Raw genomic sequence first — 17,408 nt, 5'->3', positions numbered from 1 at the left:
GACAGGTTACATATACATTTGAGACAAAAGAGATGATTGAAGCAACTGACTTTAGAAATGCAATGTCCTTGTTAACCACGGCTGTAAATGTGATTACAACCGAAGGTATAGCAGGAACACATGGCTTTACCGCATCTGCCGTTTGTAGTGTGACGGATACACCGCCGACATTGCTGGTGTGTATGAATCAATCTTCTCGCTCGCATGCACATTTTATGAGAAATAACGTGCTGGCAGTAAATGTACTCAGCACGCAGCATGAATACATCTCAAATGCATTTGCATCTAGTAAATTCAGCTCAGAAGAGCGATTTAAGATAGGCGAGTGGACAACTCTTAAGACAGGTGCTCCAATTTTAGAAGATGCTTTGGTGAGCTTTGATTGCCAGATTGAAGAAATTCAAAAAGTGGGTACACACAGTATTTTCTTATGTCGAGTCATCGCGATTAGACGCAGTCAGCAAGAGGAAAGCCTAGTGTACTTCAACCGCGCATATCATCAGGTTGGTCAACTAGAAACTGCGTAAATGTTCATTACTTTAATATTGAATTCTTTTAAAGTGTGTAGTCGAGACCAGAATCCTCAGCCTGGTTTATAAAAATTAGGCTAATCAAAGTTTAGTAATTTGATTTTTAGCTTTAATTTCTTCGGAAAATTTCAAAATTAACTTTGATGAACATCAATATTGGAATTACATATTTAACTGACGTCTACCTAAAGTCTGCTGCACACTTTTTTAGTTTTTTAGCTAAAAGGGTTCAAGATTCAGTTTCATTAAGAATAGGAAATTAATTTTTTTAGTTTCTTTTACTACTAGATTTTAAAATATCTATTTTATCGTAATCTTGAATCAGTACGCCTTTATCTACTAAAAGCTCTTTTACCCTGTTGTTTTAATAAAATACTTTATACTGCTAAAGCCATCTCATGACATGCGGGACAGCTCATACGTTTCCTCCAATCTATAAGAACAGCGCTTCAGTCCCGACTTTATTTCTTTATTATCTTTCCATCTCTCCTGATTTGGTATTTTATTTTCTATTCAGCAACTCATTTAAGCTGGTCTACCTGCATTTTGATGAGCTGGAACATTACCATTTATGCCTACTTACTTTTTACTATCAAAAAGCTCTGGCCCATAGACCATCACCATATTCTACAACGTGCCATAAAACAGGATGCCAGCAAATGGGTCATTCTGGTGCTCGTCATCATCACTTTAGTGATGTGTTTTATTGCCATAATTATTGAAATTAATCATTTACCTAAAGATGCTGCCATCAGAACCGGCCATTTAGGGCTATCCATCCTGACTATTATTTCGGCCTGGTTCCTGATGCACACCATTTTTGCAATTCATTATGCCCATGACTTTTATTTAGCCCTAGAAAAGCATAAACATGGCGGACTGGCTTTTCCTAGTACGCCAAATCCAACCTATCCCGATTTTCTGTATTTTAGCTATATTATTGGCACTTCAGCGCAAACGGCCGATGTATCAATTACTCGCCAACCCATGAGAATACTCAATACTTTACATTTGCTTCTGGCGTATGGATTCAATACCACGATTTTGGCCATCGCTATTAATGTAACAGCAACCTTTATCAGTACTTGAAAACACAGCATTTAATAATAAATAAACTGTAGTGATAGGACTGTGACTTGTAAATTTCTCAGATGTTAAAATGAGTGCAATTGGAAAAATGCAATCCATGCAATAAAAATTGGTAAATCAGAGCGCTCACCCATTCATGAGCTGTTCTGAACAAGAGTTTATTAAATAAAGAGTTGTTTCTTCAAGCGAAATAAATATACGATCATGATGTTGAGAACAAAAAAGAGACTATACCGTGCGTCATTCTTATCATCTTGAAAAACATTATTTTGAACGGGCGGGCTGGTTGCGCGCAGCTGTACTCGGGGCAAATGACGGAATTATTTCTGTCACCAGTCTGGTGGTGGGAATGGCAGCCAGTGGCGCGTCCACACATACCTTGTTGGTGACTTGTGTAGCCGGATTAATTTCCGGAGCTGCGTCGATGGCTGCTGGAGAATATATCTCGGTCAAATCCCAGCAGGATATTGAAAAGAATGATCTGAATATGGAGGCACGTGAGCTTAAACGTCATCCAGAACATGAACTGAAAGAACTGGAAAATATTTATATCCAGCGTGGCTTAACCCCTGAGGTGGCCCAGCAAGTTGCCTTGCAGCTCACCGCACACAATGCTTTAGATGCACATGCCCGCGATGAAATTGGTATATCAGAAAACACTTCGGCTCAGCCTTTTCAGGCTGCATTTTCATCCGCTATCGCTTTTACTATAGGCTCACTATTTCCTCTACTTTCTATTTTGTTACTGCCTGAACAGTACCTGGATAAAGGCGTGATGCTGATCGGTGTGCTTAGTCTCGGGATTATGGGCGCACTGGCAAGTTATACAGGAGGGGTGAGCATCTGGAAAGGTTCGGCCCGAGTCATGCTTTGGGGGGTGATTGCCATGCTATTTAGCTCCTGGATCGGCTCATTATTTAATGTGGCTGTAGCTTAAATGTACTCAGGATGTGCTTTTCAAATTCGCTCTAGTCAGGGAATCACATCCTTTTTAAAACAATAAGTCTAAACAAGGGTGAAACAGTAGCATTGAAAATTTTATGAAGTTCGCAAAGAAAGGATTTTAAGTCATTTTTAAGCTTCAGATTTTAGGCTAAAGCATCTTAAAGTCTTTGAACTAAAAAAATGCTTAAGCTGCCTTCTTTTCCCGGTCTACGCCAGATCAAATCCATCAGCCTTGCACGCTTCAACCTGTTACTCGCCATTTGGCTAGGGCTGGTCTTAAACTTTGCTTTCTATCAGAAAATCCATCAACTGACGCCCTATACCAATCTCAAGGCAGGCGCATTGTTGGCGGCTACAGTCCTGGTAGTTATCGGCTTGTACAATCTGGTCTTGCAATGGCTGAACTGGAAATGGAATGCCAAGATACTCGCCAGTGTGCTGATCATTCTGGGCGGTTTTAGTGCTTATTTTGTCAATAGTCTGGGGGTTGTTATTACACCGGACCAGATCCAGAATATGCTGCAGACCGATGCCCGTGAAGTCCGTGATCTCTGGTCAATACGACTGTTGATCTGGACGCTAGTCTTTGTGGTTTTTCCGCTGTGTATCGTCTGGATGCTGAACATTCAGCCTGCATCTTTCGGGCGTCAATTGTTGCATAAAAGCCTGAGCAGTGTGTTTTCGGCCGGATTAATTCTAGGACTGTTATTCTGTTTTTATGTCGATTATGCAGCAATCTTCCGCGAGCACCGCGATCTAAAGGGCATGATTTCTCCGCAAAACAGCATTGCGTCCACCGTATCTTATTATAAAAAGAAAGCACCTAAAGCCAATTTGCCTTTAATCACTTATGGTGAAGATGCCCATCTGCTACAGCAGGCTCAAATGCAGAAGCAACCTAAATTGATGGTGCTAGTGGTCGGGGAGACTGCACGTGCCGAGAGTTTTGCTTTAAATGGCTATGCGCGTAATACCAATCCTGAATTGGGCAAGTTAGCGGTGATTAATTTTAGTCAGGTCAGTTCCTGTGGTACAGCAACCGCCGTTTCAGTTCCATGCATGTTTTCAGGTATGTCCCGTCAGCATTATGACGAACAGCTAGCCAGCCATCGTGAAGGTTTACTGGATATCACTCAGCGTGCCGGTTATCAGGTGACCTGGATCGACAATAACTCTGGCTGTAAAGGCGCCTGTGACCGGGTGCAGCAATATCAGATTCCTGCCCAACTGAAACAGAAGTGGTGTGATGCTGCTGGTGAATGTTTTGATGAAATTCTGGTGGATAGCCTGAAAGATTATCTGGCACATCTGGACAAAAATAACTTGAAACCGCAATTAATCGTGCTACATCAGATGGGCAGTCACGGGCCAGCATATTTCAAGCGTTCCAAAGCGCCGTATCAACCGTTCCAGCCGATCTGTAACAGCAATGCCATTCAGGGCTGCAGTGCTGAAGAATTAAAGAACAGCTATGATAATTCGATTGTCTATACAGATCATGTGCTCGCTCAAATTATCGAGACCCTAAAACATCAAAGCCAGTATCAGACCGGTTTATGGTACGTGTCTGATCACGGAGAATCCACTGGAGAGCATGGTTTATATCTGCATGGCGCACCTTATAGTATGGCACCGACCCAGCAAACCCATGTTCCGATGCTAATGTGGTTTTCGCAGGACTGGACACAGCAGAATGCCCAGCAGGTGAGCTGTCTTAAAGCACAGACCAAACAGGCACGCAGTCAGGATCATCTTTTCCCAAGCTTATTGAGTCTGCTGGATATAAAAACGCAAGTGACTGAAGCTAAAAATGATATGCTTGCACAATGCTCATCATCATTAAAGAACAGAGCTTGAAATGCATAAAATACTGATTATCGAAGACGACTTTATGATTGCCGAGTCGACTGAAACCTTGCTCAAGCTGCATCAATTTGATGTGCATTGGGTCAATAATGGCCTGGATGGTTTAAAGCAGTTACAGCAGCAGGCCTATGATATTGTCCTGCTGGATTTGGGCCTGCCGATGATGGATGGCATGCAGGTGCTTAAACATATCCGGCAGAAGTTTCCCAATTTACCGGTGCTGATTATCTCTGCCCGGGATCAGTTACAGAACCGGGTCGATGGGCTAAATCAGGGGGCAGATGATTACTTGATTAAACCCTATGAATTTGATGAACTGCTGGCCCGTATTCATGCTTTGATCCGACGTAGTAGTCCCAAACATACCGAGGTAGAGAGCCATAAAAAGTTATCACACAGTGGTCTGGAACTGGATCTAGAGCAGCACATCGCATGCTTTAATGATGAACCGATCGAATTGTCTAATCGGGAATGGTCTATTCTCACTGCACTCCTCATGCATCCTAGCAAAATTTTTTCTAAAAACGATTTAGAAGACAAGCTTTATGATTTTGATAGTGATGTCAGCAGTAATACAGTAGAGGTCTATATTCATCATCTGCGGGCAAAACTAGGAAAAGACTTCATCCGCACCATACGTGGGCTAGGGTATCGCTTAGGATGAGCGCCATGCAAAAACGTTATTCCTTGCAAAAACGTCTGGTTATTTATATTTCATTATTTAGCCTGGTATTAGGCTGTGTGCTGATCTTTTCAGCATACCGGATTGCACTCGAAGAAATTAATGAAGTACTGGATAAACAGATGCAAAGTCTGGCAGAGCGCATTGCAGAAAATCATCCGCGACCGCTACAAAGCCAAATTGATCTGGAAAAACAGTACAGTGAAGAAGATCTGTTTGTAGATATCTGGTCTTACGCAGAGACAGCTACTCCCTTGCATCCACAGAATGTGCTGGTTGCACCGGTCAAAAAAGCAGGTTTTTACAAGCATCAAACGCCGTATGGAACCTGGCTCACCTATATCATTCCAAGTGACCAGTTGCAGATTCAGGTGAGTCAGCAGCAAAATGTCCGGCAGGAGCTGGCGCTGGAACTGGCCGGCAATATGTTTCTGCCTTATGTGCTTTTCTTACCTTTTGCTGTGTTCGGTTTAGGCTGGATGATCCGGAAAAATTTTCAGCCGCTGCATGATTTTAAAACGGAACTGGCCAGCCGTAAGGCGCAAGAATTAAAGCCGATTGAAATGAAAGATTATCCCCTGGAGCTAGAACCGACTATTCAGGAAATGAATCATCTGTTTGGACGAATTTCTCTGGCTCAACAGGAACAACGTCAATTTGTCGCGGATTCTGCCCATGAATTACGTACACCATTGACCGCACTCAACTTGCAGCTGCAAATTTTATTGCAGCATTTTCCGCAGAGCGACTCGCTTCATAATCTGAGTCAGGGTGTTTTGCGCATGCAGCATCTGGTCAACCAGTTATTGAGTTTGGCCAAACAGGATGCTTCCGACAGCTTAACCGAGCCGGCACAAATGCTTTCGCTCAATCAGATGACCGTGGCCTGCATTGAGCAGATGATTCAGCTGGCCTTACAGAAAGAGATTGATCTGGGCGTAGAACAGCAACAGGAATTGCGAATTCAAGGACAAGCTTCGACCTTGCACTCGATTATTTATAATTTAATTGATAACGCGATTAAATACACTCCGAAAGGCGGCGTGATTAATGTATCGATTTTTCAGCAAGGCCAGCAGGCGATTTTACAGATTGAAGATAGTGGAGCCGGGATTGATCCTACACAATTCGCCCAGATCCGGCAGCGTTTCTACCGGATTCATAACCATGCCGAAATTGGCAGTGGTTTGGGTTTGTCGATTGTCGATAAAGCCACCGAGCGCTTGAGTGGAACGCTAGAATTTTCGCAAAGTAGCAGTCTGGATGGTCTGTGTGTACAGGTTAAATTTCCTGTGGTCGAAGCCTAAGTGGATAGGCTTTGGTTTTTAGGCATTAAGGCTGTCTGATGTTCATATGCATGGGGTGATTTGCCAGTGGCATTTTGTGGCTAAACAGTGCATAGCCAATGACATTCATGCACCAGATCATCCAGCCAGTCCACAGGTTATGACTCAGAAAATGCGCACCGCGCATCATTTGTGCCCAGCCCATGGCGAAGCCTAAAATCAGTGCCGCGATCAGGAAAAAATAAGCCCGCTTGCGGTTAGCAATCCGATAGACAAAATAGCCAGCCATCAAGGCAAAACCGCTGGATGCATGTCCTCCGGGAAAACAGTGTCCGGCAGTGGCACTCAAATCCCACAAAATACCATCATGGGTAGGAATAATCATATCCCAGGGACAGGCATGCGCCGACTGGGATTTTAAAATACCAATTGAGGCCGTGGTCAGCACCACCATGCTAAAGAAATAGCCAAATTCCCAGCGCCGTTGATGCCAGTTCTGCCATTTCAGTGAAACTAGCCAGCCGGCTAACAATGTTATGTACACCAGAATCAGCAGATTTTTGACATAGTGGTGATTTAGTTCTGCCAGTGCCCAGTGTTGCCGCAGGGGAAATTGTCCCTGATCATCAATGAACGGATAGATCAGCTGTAAATCAACCCTCCCAGCTACATCAAAAAAATTCCAGAGCATCAAAAAACTGAAAATCAGCAGCAATGTTTGTGTTAGTAAAAACCGGGAATGCTCGAATATCATTTTAAATCTTCCATTTTTCTTGCTGTAGCAGGCGCGTGGTCAAATCAAATGACCCGCTAAAATAAGACCCCAGGTCACGGTAATTAAACTGAGTGCTACAAACTGGGCGGCGCTGCCCATATCCTTGGCATTTTTAGACAGTTCATGCTGCTCCATGGAAATACGGTCTACCACCGCCTCAATCGCCGAGTTAAGCAGTTCAACGATTAGCGCCAACAGACACACGGCCACCATCAGTGCTTGCTCAACCCGGCTCACCGGCATGACAAAGCTCAGAGGAATCAAAATCAGATTGATGAGCAGGATTTGCCTGAAGGCCGCTTCATTTTGAAAGGCTGTTTTAAAGCCGGCCACGGAATAACGAGTCGCATTCAGAATACGCTGCATTCCCGAGGTGCTTTTATAGGGTGAACGGTAGGAAGACATAGCTGTCATGAGTCAATAAAAGGAAACTCTAACTTAAGATTTCGTGCTTAAAACTCTCTTAAAAAAATGGCCTCTATGTGTTTTTTAATAAAAATAATATTTAAATTTATATGCAGAATTAAGATTTTTTTAAGTTTGGAGTTTTATCTTAAGTATTAAGTTATTTTTCGTGATGTGATCCACATGACCTGCGGCAGATTTGATCTCAAATCATTCTGTTAAGAACAAGAGAAAGTATTTATGCCTAATTTAACTGCAACAATTATGGATGCTACTTCTGGTATTGGTCAGGCTATTGCAAAGGTTCTGGGCCAAAACGGGGTCAATCTGGTTCTTGTTGGGCAGAATCAACAGATTCTGCAAAGAGTACATGACAATATAGCCCAATGTTATCCACAGCTACAACTGGATTTAATTCATTGCAACTTTGCCGATCAGCAAAGCAGAGAAGAGCTGGTAAAAGCTCTTGCTACGCTGAATAAACCCATTCACTACTACATTAATAACATCAGTATCAGTGATTTCAAGCTATTTACACAGCAGTCGCAAGAAATCATGGAACAAATAATGCTGATTAATGCAGTTTATCCAATGCAGCTGATACAAAAGATCCTGCCATTGATATCTATCAGTCCGCCTGGCCAGGTCATTAATGTGGGTTCAACCTTTGGCAGTATTGGCTATCCTGGATATGCTAGTTATTGTGCCAGCCAATTTGCCCTGCGTGGTGCAACCGAAGCACTAGCCCGTGAATACAGCAAAAGTTCAATCAGATTCAGATACTTTTCATTACGGGTTACCGAAACCAATATTCATCATTCAAATGCAATAGAAATGAATATCAGACTGGGAAAAAATATTGACAGTCCCGAATTTGTTGCTGAAGAACTGTATTGGTTTTTACATCGGGATTGTCAGTCGTATCAGGTCGGCTATCCTGAAAAAATTTCGATAGCTGTTAACCAGATTTTACCAGATTTAATATCAGCATCGATTAATAGAGAGTTACCAACGATTTGTGAATGTGCAGAAAAAGTTGCTAGTTTCTAACTGTGATTCACAGACTGAAGAAGCAGGATAGTAATATAGTTCCCTTAGAGTGGCAGGTATCAATCCCTCCTTGGATACCTGCTTTTTTTTTAGAAAAATACTCAAAAATAAAGCTGCAAATTACAAGTCTTCCAAGTAGAAGATAGCTGAAGCTATGATTAGTTGTATTGGATTTCACTTATATATTGATCCGAAGTCCACTTCATACTTTAATATTTATATCAATTTAACTCTAAACAAAAATATTCTTTTTATTGACCAGTTAACTCTTAAAATTAAAAAACATTCAAAAATTAAAATGCCGGCATTGAGCCAGCATTTTAATTTAAGTGAACTCTTTAACCGGCTATAACACCGCCATCATTACGCGTAATCACAACAGTTGCTGAACGTGGACGTGCGGTCTTGTTCGAACGATCTGATTGACTTGCAGGCCAGTTACTGGTTGGAGCATCAAAGGTTTTAGAATCTTCACCCGGATGCTGTACATTGATGAAAATGGCCTTATAGTCCGGTGTCATGGTTACCCCTGTGATTTCACACTCTTTTGGACCAGTCAGGAAGCGACGTAAATTTTCATTGGTCACTTGGGCACCCGCAATCGTCGCTTGACCATTAGAGGTTGTTGCTGGACCACCATCACCTACTTGTCCAGGCAGGGCAGCCAGCATCATACAGTTAGTGGTATCTGTATAAGCGCCGTCGTCTGTCTGAATCCAGAGTACGCCACGAGGATCAAACCACATACCGTCTGGTGAAGACAGATCATTATTATCATTTAAGCCTGACAGGTTGATATTGGCATCCATAGATGCTTCAGCACCGAACAGGTAGATATCCCATTCAAAGCTTTCTGATGCAGCGTTTTCTTCCTTAAAGCGAATAATATGGCCATTCACATTACCTTTACCGCCTTCAGGATCTGAGTAATTACGTGGATTGGCAGCATCAACAGGTTGCGCCGAGTTATTGCCACGATTACTGTTATTAGTCAGGGTAACGTAGACTTCACCATTCTCCGGGTTAACGGCTACCCATTCAGGACGGTCCATCTTCGTTGCACCAACGGCATCGCCTGCCAAACGTGCAAAAGTTAATACATCCGCATCAGAGCTAAAAGGATATACCGCATTTTCTGCAGTTAAACCATTTTTACCGTGAGCAAGTTCAATCCATTGACCAGTTCCATCTGCATTGAACTTGGCAACATAGAACTTACCGTTATTCATATATTTGTCACCAGCACGGTAGCCGGTATTGATATCTTTTGGATCCCATTTTGCATCAGAGACAAATTTGTAAATGTATTCACCACGTGAGTCATCGCCCATGTAGAAGGCAAACTGTTCACCTTCAATCGCACGGCTAGCACGACAGTCTTCGTGAGCGAAACGGCCCAGTGCAGTACGTTTTACCGGATTCGCACTGTTATCAAATGGGTCAATTTCAACAATCCAGCCAAAGGTATTTGGTGCATTACGATAGTCTTGACTTGCAGATGCTTTGGTTACGTTAGCTGACCAGCGGTCATACATATCTTGTGATTCAACTCCAGCCTGAGATGTTTCCCATGCATAACGTGAAGATTTATCTAAATAAACAATACGGTCTTGATCATCGCGTTCCGGAACTTTTTGTCCTTGTGCATCTAGAACATAAACAATACTATTTTTCTCATCACGTTTAACTGTACCATCGGCATTTTTTTCAGTTTGATATGAAATATCTAAGCCTAAGCCATAACGCTTAAGTGCAGTTTTCTCAGCTTCGCTACGATCTGCATATTGGTCTGTACCTGAACGCTGGAAATAACCAATAAAGTTTTCCTCGGCAGTTAAATAAGTGCCCCATGGTGTATAACCATTACCACAGTTATTGTGTGTACCACGAGTCTGACGACCGGTAGGAGAGAAAGCAGTGCGGACTAATGGAGAGTTTGTCACCGGCCCAGAAAAATCCATCACTGTTGAAGCCGTAATACGGCGGTTAAATGGTGAGGATTTAACGATTTCTACCGCTTGAGTTTCGGTATTTTTCTTAATATGCATAATTGAAACACCATGTGCATTCACTTCACGGATGACTTCATCTTCTGGACGACGACCATCAACTTTTGTTGGTCCTTGAGGATGTAAAAAAGTTTGATTGATATATTCATGGTTCATCACCAGCAGGCCATGCTCAGATGCATTCTCGTCATAACGGCCAGTCTTAGTGCTTAAACCAAAATAGCTCATACCATCGTGGCAGTCACCAGAACGGAACTGAAAGCTTGGGCCGTTCGGAATATTGTTATCGTCCCAGTCAGAGTAGATAGGATGAATTGAGTCACCCATTGCATATAGGACAGTGGCTGTATAGCCTTCAGGAACCGTAACCCAGTCATCCAGGTTTTTTTTCACTGGGCTAAAACTTAATTTTTCTGGACGAGCATTGTTGTCTGCTGGCGGATTCGGATTGCTCTCATCGTCCCCAATATTGCCATTTTCATTGTCATCGCTACACGCAGTCAGGCTAGAAGCCAGTGCCAATGCTGCAGCCCCACTTGCAGTCTTTGCAATCAAGTCACGACGTGACATAGATTGTTCTAGAATATCCCGAAAATGATGATTATCTGAAGTGTTATTGTCCAGTTCCTGATTTTCATCATAAGGTAGGTAATCTGTCATTGTTTTATTCCCACAACTAAGGTTTGGTTGTTTTAAAGTCAGAAATAAACTAGCAGTTAAATATGACTAAAAGGTGAAGCTTTTATTTCAAAATAATTAAATAAAACATTTATTTATATAAATAAATTAATGTAAAAAAGCCCCCAGTAAGGAGGCATTTTTTCTTAATTAGCTATTTTTCAGATGTCGCTTTTCCAGAAATTTTCCCGCCATTAAACCTAGCTCAAACAGCAGCCACATGGGTACAGCCAGCATGATCATGGACAGGGCATCAGGGGGCGTTACAAACATGGCCACAAAAAAACACCCCACCACAATAAAGCGTCTTTTTTCTACCAAAGTCTGTGTGCTTACCACACCGATCAGAATCAATAACAGGGTAATAATCGGAATTTCAAAGGTAAATCCAAACACCAGAAAAAGTTTTAAACAGAAGGCCAGATAACTATTAATGTCAGTCATGGGCGCGACAGTTTCAGGCGATACACTGATAAAAAAATGCAGGATAGACGGCAAAGCCACCAGATAGGCAAAAGCGATACCCGCATAAAACAGGACAATGCTGCCAATCAGGAGCGGCAAAGCCAGACTTTTTTCTTTTTCATATAGTGCCGGCTTAACGAAGGCCCAAAGTTGATACAAGATAAAAGGCATGGCGATCAGCAGGGCAACAAAAAAGTTCAACTTAAACGGCGCCATAAATGTCGCAGTTACATCGGTGGCAATCATGGTAGAACTTGCCGGTAACTGGGCACGTAAGGGCTCGGATAAAAGCTGATAAGTATGCGTCGCAAATGGTAACAGACAGAAAAACAGTCCGATCAATATTCCTACAATCTTGAAAAGATGCTTGCGCAGAATCACTAAGTGTCGGGTAATCGGCATTTCTTCTAGATGAACTTTCTGGGGATCGCTGCTGGCTTGAGTCGACGGTAAAATATTCATACGGCCACCTTCATGTCAGGATATTTTTTTTCTTGCTTGGCGACCTGCTTAGCCGGAGTTAAATGAACCGGGGAAAGCGGCTGATTGACCAGTTCATAACTTGACTGAGTTTTCAGTACCGGCTGTTCTGAAATTTTTGTGACCGGCTCAATTGGTGCATTGAGATCAGCCATTTGTGCCTGCATTTTGGCTTCCAGTTCCTGAATACGTTTCAGCTCGGTTTGCATTTGCTCACGTAGCTCAGACAGACGCAATTCACGGTCAAGATCATTTTGTATATTGCTGACGGTTCTTTTTATCTTGGTAGACCATTTACCTATAAAACGAACTGCCTCAGGTAGCTTATCTGGTCCGAGCACTAGAAGTGCAATTACCCCAAAGGCTAGCAGCTCAGTCATTCCAATATTGAGCATGACGATACCTTAACTTTTGATTGAACTCTCGCTGACTTTAACTTCAGCATCAATAGTGCGGGGCTGTTGAATTTTTGCCGCTTCAGCCTCTTCTTCACGTACAGATTTTTTAAAGTCCTTGATTGCACCGCCAACATCTTTGCCCAGATTTTTGAGTTTAGACGTGCCAAAAAGTAAAATTACGACGATTGCAAAAATAAGTACGTGCCAAATCGATAATCCTGCCATGTTGTCCTCATTACATCTTTTTTAAATTTATGGGCTTATCTCAACATTAATAAATGACAAATCCATGACGTTTTGATGGCAGTTTGGAGACAGGAAGCAAGAGGGAAGTTCGCAATGAGTTGTGCTGTTTATTTTTTTAAATTTTTCTGGTTTATAAACTTAGTAAAGTTAATATTTTAAGAAATGAAAAAAAGTAAACATCCCCAGACCTCTATCATGTCAAAGTAGAGGTCCGGGAAAAATTAATAGCGAATCCCTAATTTTTTCAATTTTGAAATTAAGGTCGTTGGATTAATTGCAAGTAATTTGGCCGCACCATCTTCACCAAAAATTTTTCCTTCACAATGCTGGACAGCCCGTTGCAGGTTTTTAATTTCTATTTGTTTAAGCTCATCAATACTAAGAATATCTGAATTACCATTTTCCATGATTATCTTCGTAGATATACCGTGTAATTCAGAAAGCATTTATTAGCTAATTATTCGCTATATAGCGAAATATAGACAACATAAACCCTAATGTTCGCCATATAGAAAATATAAGATAAATATAGTAAGATATTCGCCATATAGCAAACTCATATATACTGGTTAGCAATATTTCGCTAAATGACGAACAGATGGGGGGGTTTTATGGCTAGTCGTGCAGAGATTGGAGTAAAAATACGTGAAGCAAGGCGGAAATTAGACTACACACAACAAATGATGGCAAAAAAATCTGGAGTCAATAAATCCACCATTTCTGAAATAGAAAATGGTCGTTTCACAGGCTCATTTGATATTTTTGAACGTCTAATAGATGCGGTTGGATTGCAGTTTGAAGTCACGCCCAAAAAACGAAATCTGCCAAATTGGAATGACATCGATACTTTATTTAGTGAAGAAGATTGATGGACAACTTTCAACTACCAACAGAAATCAAGTCTATTGAAGTATTTACAGATAATTTCAAACAAGGCTTGTTGACACATAGTGGTCATTATTACTATCAACCAGTACAAGAACAAAGATTTGTATCTCTTACCATGACTTTGCCTGATATGCAGGGATATTCACATGGGGCATTACATCCTATTTTTTCCCAAAATTTACCAGAGGGGCATAATCGCCATTTTATTGCCAGTAAACTTGCTCGATATGCTAATGTGAATGAAATGTATTTATTGGCTCTACAAGAAGCTAATGGTATTGGCATGTTGTCCTATAAAAGTGAATTGCAATTACCAGAAGTAGAAATAGTTAGCCTCGATGAAATTCTTAACTACAATAGCCAAGTTCCACTTTTTCCACAATTATTAGAAAAATATTATTTACGAAACTCTTTAGCTGGAGTTCAGCCCAAAGTTAGCATTCCTAATGTGACTACTCTAACGGAGCGTACTGTTCAACAAAAAGACCTGATTGTTAAGTCTTATGATGCAGACTTTGATTTACTGACGGTAAATGAATTTGTCTGTATGGAAGCTGCTCGTTATTGTGGTTTGCAACCACCCAAAACATATTTATCAGCCAATTTAGAAACCTACATTATTGAGCGTTTTGATAAAGCTGCTGATGGAACCAAATTAGGCTATGAGGATTTTACGACTCTTCTCAAAAGGTCTAATGACCCAAACGAGAAGTACAAGGGGAGCTACGAAAACTTGCTGAAAGCCACCTATCTATACACCCGAAGTGAAGCAGAAGTCGTAAAAATGTATAAGTACATCGTTTTTAATTGCCTGATCGGGAACGGTGACGCTCACCTTAAAAACTTTGCTCTGCAATATACGCCAGATATGAGCGATATCTTTGTATCACCACCTTTCGATATCACACATACACTCATATATAAAAATATTGATAATCAGCTCGCTCTTAAAATAAATGGCAGCAAGCAATTCCCGACTAAGGCAGAGCTGTTGAAATTGGCTGAAAGTCCTGAATTTCGCATTAGAAATGCCAAAGAAATTATAGAGTATTTCAGTGACCAAATTGCTGACTATTTAAAATTATCCAATGAAATTGAATACTTAGATGGATTGCGAGAATCTATTAAGCAGAATCTATCAAAGGTAATGAGCACTCATTCAATCAAGCCTGTATATAGACATGACAAAAAGAAAAAGTACAAATAATCCATTCTAGAATAATTTACAACCGTAGTAGCTACTATTATTGAGAGATGCCCTCAGAGACGTGGGATTTATTTTCCATTCAATGATATAGAATAAACCCGAACAGACTGGTCATATCGGTAACAGGCTGACATTTATTGAGGGAGGGAAGTGTTGACTTAGGTATTCCTTGGCAGTTTGGCGGGATCAGAGATAGTAATATTGCGGTTTTGAGATTAGTAGATATAAGTAACACCAGAATGGATTTCTCAGATTTACAGTAGAAATTCTTTTAAAAAGCTTGAATACCAAGATGCAATTCGCAAGGAAGGTGAAGATTTTGCGATTGAATACAAACGAAAAGCTTTGGTCGCTAATGTATAAAAATCGATGAAAATTTTTGATAGATCGAAGATTTTATTTGATAAAACTAGTAATGATTTTTTCCTAAGTGAGTTTTATTTCATTATTAGCTTTATTTTTTCGCAATTTCATTTTTAGCTTTAATTTCTACTGAAAATTTCAAAATTAATTTTTATGAACAACATATATAGAGATAGGCTATCTGCACAACATCCTATTTAACATAATATACATTATACGCAATACTATTAATAATACGATTATCTATGTTGTTGCTCAAGCAACTTATATTTTTAAAGTACTTCAAACTCAATCCGACGGTTTTTCTTTCGACCTTCAGCTGTGGTATTTTCCGCTACAGGTTTACTTGCACCTAAACCATCAGTACTGAGCAAATGTGCTGGAATATTTTTTTTGATTAAATAAGTCTTTACTGCTTCTGCACGTTGCTGACTCAATTGCAGATTTTGATGAGCATTGCCTGAACTATCCGTATGTCCAATAATCCGTATTTTTTTAGCACCCACCTTGTTTAAAGCAATGACCATTTCATCCAGGATCTGTGCACCTGAAAATGCTAATACCGCACTACCAGATTCAAACTCAATGATTCGATTCTTTAATGCTGCATCAATGATCTGCTGTTCAGCCTGATTGACTGAAAGCTGGGTATTTAAGCGGTAACTTGCTGGCGTTAATCCCTGAAATTTTGCTGTAGTTTCCTGAATTTCATGGGGATTTGATAATTTACCTGTGAGCTGAATATCAGTACCTTTTACTGTTAATTTACCGTTTTTGACCTTTTTCAGGTCTTCATGAATTACTGTACTGACTGTATTTGACCAGTCTGCTGGTGCGGTGACCTGACGGATCTGGATGCGGTCCACCACATTTTTCTGCCCATAAGTTGTATATAATTTATTCAGTATTTCCTGTTTGGTAATCTCAGTGGGTACAGCACCTTCAATAATGATCGGTTGCGCACACACTGAAAAACTCAACAAAAAAGATATTAAGAGATTGATTTTATATATTTTTTTTAATTTTAAGTATTTGTTTTTTATTTTCATTTTATGCTTCTACAAATGTTTGTTTAAATAACTTGATTCCTTGAGCCAGACTCATCTGACGCTCACTTAAGGACTTTTCCAAGGCTGCCAAACCTGCATTATTTTCTAGATACTGATCAATCCAGGCTGCATGGATCAAGGATACCCAGTGTTGACTATCTAAGTTTTCGGTAAAAATATCACTTAAAGCCAGTATATCTGCACCTTTAAAACCAAATAATAAAATAGGCTGTTCTTTATGTAATATACCAATCAACAGTTCTGTATGATGATGTTGTACAAACTGGATAATCAGGCTGACCCAAAATGCTGCAATTTCATAGCAATAACTCATATTATGAATAGGTAAAATCAGTACTTTATTCAGACGACCGGTACCTTGCTGGATAATTGGTTGCAGTAACAAACCCAATCCAATCAGGCTCTGTGCCAGCTGATAGGCACTCAGATTCATCAGCTTAGCAAATGAATGAATTGTATGATGTTGATAAAATTCCTGCGCTTCTTCTTGGCTGGGCACCATAATCTGGTTGCTCAGCTTACTCAGTTTATCCAGCAAAATATCAGTATCACGAATGGAACGCATTACCCGGTTACATTGATAAAGCTCAACCAGAGCCGATTTGTAGCGCAATGGCGAATACATGATATTTTCAAATGGCTGTTCATGCTCAATCAGATGACTGAGCATCATTGGAAACTGCCGCCCTGAACTGTCTTCACTGGCAATTAAGTTAGCCAGCAAAAATAGTTTTTCTTTGGGATTGGCAATAAAGAAATCCAGCGCGGGTAATTGCGCATAGGTCTGCTTGAAATCTGCCTTCTGCATGGCAAACTCCAATGCTTCCGTAATCCACTGATCAATCAGTTGAATGAGCTGATATTGTCCACGTGACTTGAGAAAATCGCCACGTGCTGGACATTTACCATAATAAAGTGGTGTGGTTTTTAACTCATGCATTACTCACCTCCACCATTTTCTTTAACTTGAAATGAA

At 40.7% G+C, this 17,408-nt stretch carries 18 protein-coding genes; 9 read left to right on the top strand and 9 right to left on the bottom strand.

The genetic code is table 11. The features are described from left to right. Window positions 1-32: 32 nt before the first annotated feature. From F899_RS08250 to F899_RS08225, 6 genes are all read left to right on the top strand, one after another. The gene (locus F899_RS08250; RefSeq protein ID WP_005222049.1) at window positions 33-527 is read left to right on the top strand and encodes a flavin reductase; all 495 of its coding nucleotides are present in this window, start codon (window positions 33-35) and stop codon (window positions 525-527) included. 420 nt (window positions 528-947) lie between these two features. Further along, window positions 948-1,619, top strand: a complete 672-nt coding sequence (locus F899_RS08245; protein ID WP_034434002.1) for a DUF1345 domain-containing protein — start codon at window positions 948-950, stop codon at window positions 1,617-1,619. A 235-nt stretch (window positions 1,620-1,854) separates the two neighbouring features. Next, on the top strand, window positions 1,855-2,556 hold the full coding sequence (locus F899_RS08240; RefSeq protein ID WP_005222045.1) for a VIT1/CCC1 transporter family protein: 702 nt from the start codon (window positions 1,855-1,857) through the stop codon (window positions 2,554-2,556). 188 nt (window positions 2,557-2,744) lie between these two features. Further along, complete coding sequence (locus F899_RS08235; protein ID WP_005222039.1) at window positions 2,745-4,421, top strand: phosphoethanolamine transferase; 1,677 nt, start codon at window positions 2,745-2,747, stop codon at window positions 4,419-4,421. A 1-nt stretch (window position 4,422) separates the two neighbouring features. After that, entirely contained in the window at window positions 4,423-5,094 is a 672-nt protein-coding gene (locus tag F899_RS08230) for a response regulator transcription factor (protein WP_004894748.1), read from the top strand. A gap of 5 nt (window positions 5,095-5,099) precedes the next feature. Beyond that, the gene (locus F899_RS08225) at window positions 5,100-6,419 is read left to right on the top strand and encodes an ATP-binding protein (RefSeq protein WP_005222038.1); all 1,320 of its coding nucleotides are present in this window, start codon (window positions 5,100-5,102) and stop codon (window positions 6,417-6,419) included. 25 nt (window positions 6,420-6,444) lie between these two features. On the opposite strand, the gene F899_RS08220 is transcribed toward F899_RS08225, so the two are convergent. After that, on the bottom strand, window positions 6,445-7,152 hold the full coding sequence (locus F899_RS08220; protein ID WP_005222037.1) for a phosphatase PAP2 family protein: 708 nt from the start codon (window positions 7,150-7,152) through the stop codon (window positions 6,445-6,447). Between the two features lie 39 nt (window positions 7,153-7,191). Further along, window positions 7,192-7,578 (bottom strand): diacylglycerol kinase, encoded by a 387-nt coding sequence (locus F899_RS08215; RefSeq protein ID WP_005222036.1) that lies wholly within the window; start codon window positions 7,576-7,578, stop codon window positions 7,192-7,194. A gap of 240 nt (window positions 7,579-7,818) precedes the next feature. Between F899_RS08215 and F899_RS08210 the strand changes: the two genes are divergently transcribed. Next, on the top strand, window positions 7,819-8,628 hold the full coding sequence (locus tag F899_RS08210) for an SDR family NAD(P)-dependent oxidoreductase (protein WP_005222035.1): 810 nt from the start codon (window positions 7,819-7,821) through the stop codon (window positions 8,626-8,628). Window positions 8,629-8,966: 338 nt separating this feature from the next. Here F899_RS08210 and F899_RS08205 read toward each other — a convergent pair whose 3' ends face one another. The 5 genes from F899_RS08205 to F899_RS08185 form a co-directional block, all read right to left on the bottom strand. Beyond that, window positions 8,967-11,297, bottom strand: coding sequence for a PhoX family protein (locus tag F899_RS08205; RefSeq protein ID WP_005222034.1), 2,331 nt, complete (start codon window positions 11,295-11,297; stop codon window positions 8,967-8,969). A gap of 168 nt (window positions 11,298-11,465) precedes the next feature. Continuing rightward, window positions 11,466-12,242, bottom strand: a complete 777-nt coding sequence (gene tatC, locus F899_RS08200) for a twin-arginine translocase subunit TatC (protein WP_005222033.1) — start codon at window positions 12,240-12,242, stop codon at window positions 11,466-11,468. Next, complete coding sequence (gene tatB, locus F899_RS08195) at window positions 12,239-12,655, bottom strand: Sec-independent protein translocase protein TatB (RefSeq protein WP_005222032.1); 417 nt, start codon at window positions 12,653-12,655, stop codon at window positions 12,239-12,241. Before tatB ends, tatC begins: the two co-directional genes overlap by 4 nt. Before the next feature lie 9 nt (window positions 12,656-12,664). Further along, a complete protein-coding gene (locus F899_RS08190) occupies window positions 12,665-12,883 on the bottom strand; it encodes a Sec-independent protein translocase subunit TatA (protein ID WP_004894723.1) in 219 nt (72 codons plus the stop codon). A 242-nt stretch (window positions 12,884-13,125) separates the two neighbouring features. Next, window positions 13,126-13,311 (bottom strand): hypothetical protein, encoded by a 186-nt coding sequence (locus F899_RS08185; RefSeq protein ID WP_005222029.1) that lies wholly within the window; start codon window positions 13,309-13,311, stop codon window positions 13,126-13,128. Window positions 13,312-13,515: 204 nt separating this feature from the next. On the opposite strand from F899_RS08185, the gene F899_RS08180 reads away from it, so the two are divergent. Together F899_RS08180 and F899_RS08175 are read left to right on the top strand one after the other, a co-directional pair. After that, window positions 13,516-13,773: a helix-turn-helix transcriptional regulator gene (locus tag F899_RS08180; protein WP_004894712.1), complete on the top strand. Its 258-nt coding sequence runs from the start codon at window positions 13,516-13,518 to the stop codon at window positions 13,771-13,773. Next, window positions 13,773-14,999 carry a type II toxin-antitoxin system HipA family toxin gene (locus tag F899_RS08175; RefSeq protein ID WP_005222028.1) on the top strand — a complete coding sequence of 409 codons (1,227 nt, stop codon included), beginning with the start codon at window positions 13,773-13,775 and terminating at the stop codon, window positions 14,997-14,999. Before F899_RS08180 ends, F899_RS08175 begins: the two co-directional genes overlap by 1 nt. A gap of 635 nt (window positions 15,000-15,634) precedes the next feature. On the opposite strand, the gene F899_RS08170 is transcribed toward F899_RS08175, so the two are convergent. Then, complete coding sequence (locus tag F899_RS08170; protein ID WP_026056703.1) at window positions 15,635-16,411, bottom strand: OmpA family protein; 777 nt, start codon at window positions 16,409-16,411, stop codon at window positions 15,635-15,637. 1 nt (window position 16,412) lies between these two features. Then, window positions 16,413-17,372: a type VI secretion system-associated protein TagF gene (tagF, locus tag F899_RS08165; RefSeq protein ID WP_004894649.1), complete on the bottom strand. Its 960-nt coding sequence runs from the start codon at window positions 17,370-17,372 to the stop codon at window positions 16,413-16,415. Window positions 17,373-17,408: the final 36 nt, after the last annotated feature.

The organism is Acinetobacter sp. CIP 101934 (genome assembly GCF_000369585.1).
GTDB lineage: Bacteria > Pseudomonadota > Gammaproteobacteria > Pseudomonadales > Moraxellaceae > Acinetobacter > Acinetobacter schindleri.
This window is presented reverse-complemented; position numbering and strand designations above follow the sequence as displayed.

What these genes read in the sequence shown, in the direction of transcription:
- F899_RS08215 (WP_005222036.1), bottom strand. Translation starts at nt 7,578, where the DNA reads ATGTCTTCCTACCGTTCACCCTATAAAAGCACCTCGGGAATGCAGCGT.
- tagF (WP_004894649.1), bottom strand. Translation starts at nt 17,372, where the DNA reads ATGCATGAGTTAAAAACCACACCACTTTATTATGGTAAATGTCCAGCA.
- tatB (WP_005222032.1), bottom strand. Translation starts at nt 12,655, where the DNA reads ATGCTCAATATTGGAATGACTGAGCTGCTAGCCTTTGGGGTAATTGCA.
- F899_RS08210 (WP_005222035.1), top strand. Translation starts at nt 7,819, where the DNA reads ATGCCTAATTTAACTGCAACAATTATGGATGCTACTTCTGGTATTGGT.
- F899_RS08205 (WP_005222034.1), bottom strand. Translation starts at nt 11,297, where the DNA reads ATGACAGATTACCTACCTTATGATGAAAATCAGGAACTGGACAATAAC.
- F899_RS08190 (WP_004894723.1), bottom strand. Translation starts at nt 12,883, where the DNA reads ATGGCAGGATTATCGATTTGGCACGTACTTATTTTTGCAATCGTCGTA.
- F899_RS08250 (WP_005222049.1), top strand. Translation starts at nt 33, where the DNA reads ATGATTGAAGCAACTGACTTTAGAAATGCAATGTCCTTGTTAACCACG.
- F899_RS08170 (WP_026056703.1), bottom strand. Translation starts at nt 16,411, where the DNA reads ATGAAAATAAAAAACAAATACTTAAAATTAAAAAAAATATATAAAATC.
- F899_RS08225 (WP_005222038.1), top strand. Translation starts at nt 5,100, where the DNA reads ATGCAAAAACGTTATTCCTTGCAAAAACGTCTGGTTATTTATATTTCA.
- F899_RS08175 (WP_005222028.1), top strand. Translation starts at nt 13,773, where the DNA reads ATGGACAACTTTCAACTACCAACAGAAATCAAGTCTATTGAAGTATTT.
- F899_RS08235 (WP_005222039.1), top strand. Translation starts at nt 2,745, where the DNA reads ATGCTTAAGCTGCCTTCTTTTCCCGGTCTACGCCAGATCAAATCCATC.
- F899_RS08185 (WP_005222029.1), bottom strand. Translation starts at nt 13,311, where the DNA reads ATGGAAAATGGTAATTCAGATATTCTTAGTATTGATGAGCTTAAACAA.
- F899_RS08220 (WP_005222037.1), bottom strand. Translation starts at nt 7,152, where the DNA reads ATGATATTCGAGCATTCCCGGTTTTTACTAACACAAACATTGCTGCTG.
- F899_RS08230 (WP_004894748.1), top strand. Translation starts at nt 4,423, where the DNA reads ATGCATAAAATACTGATTATCGAAGACGACTTTATGATTGCCGAGTCG.
- tatC (WP_005222033.1), bottom strand. Translation starts at nt 12,242, where the DNA reads ATGAATATTTTACCGTCGACTCAAGCCAGCAGCGATCCCCAGAAAGTT.
- F899_RS08180 (WP_004894712.1), top strand. Translation starts at nt 13,516, where the DNA reads ATGGCTAGTCGTGCAGAGATTGGAGTAAAAATACGTGAAGCAAGGCGG.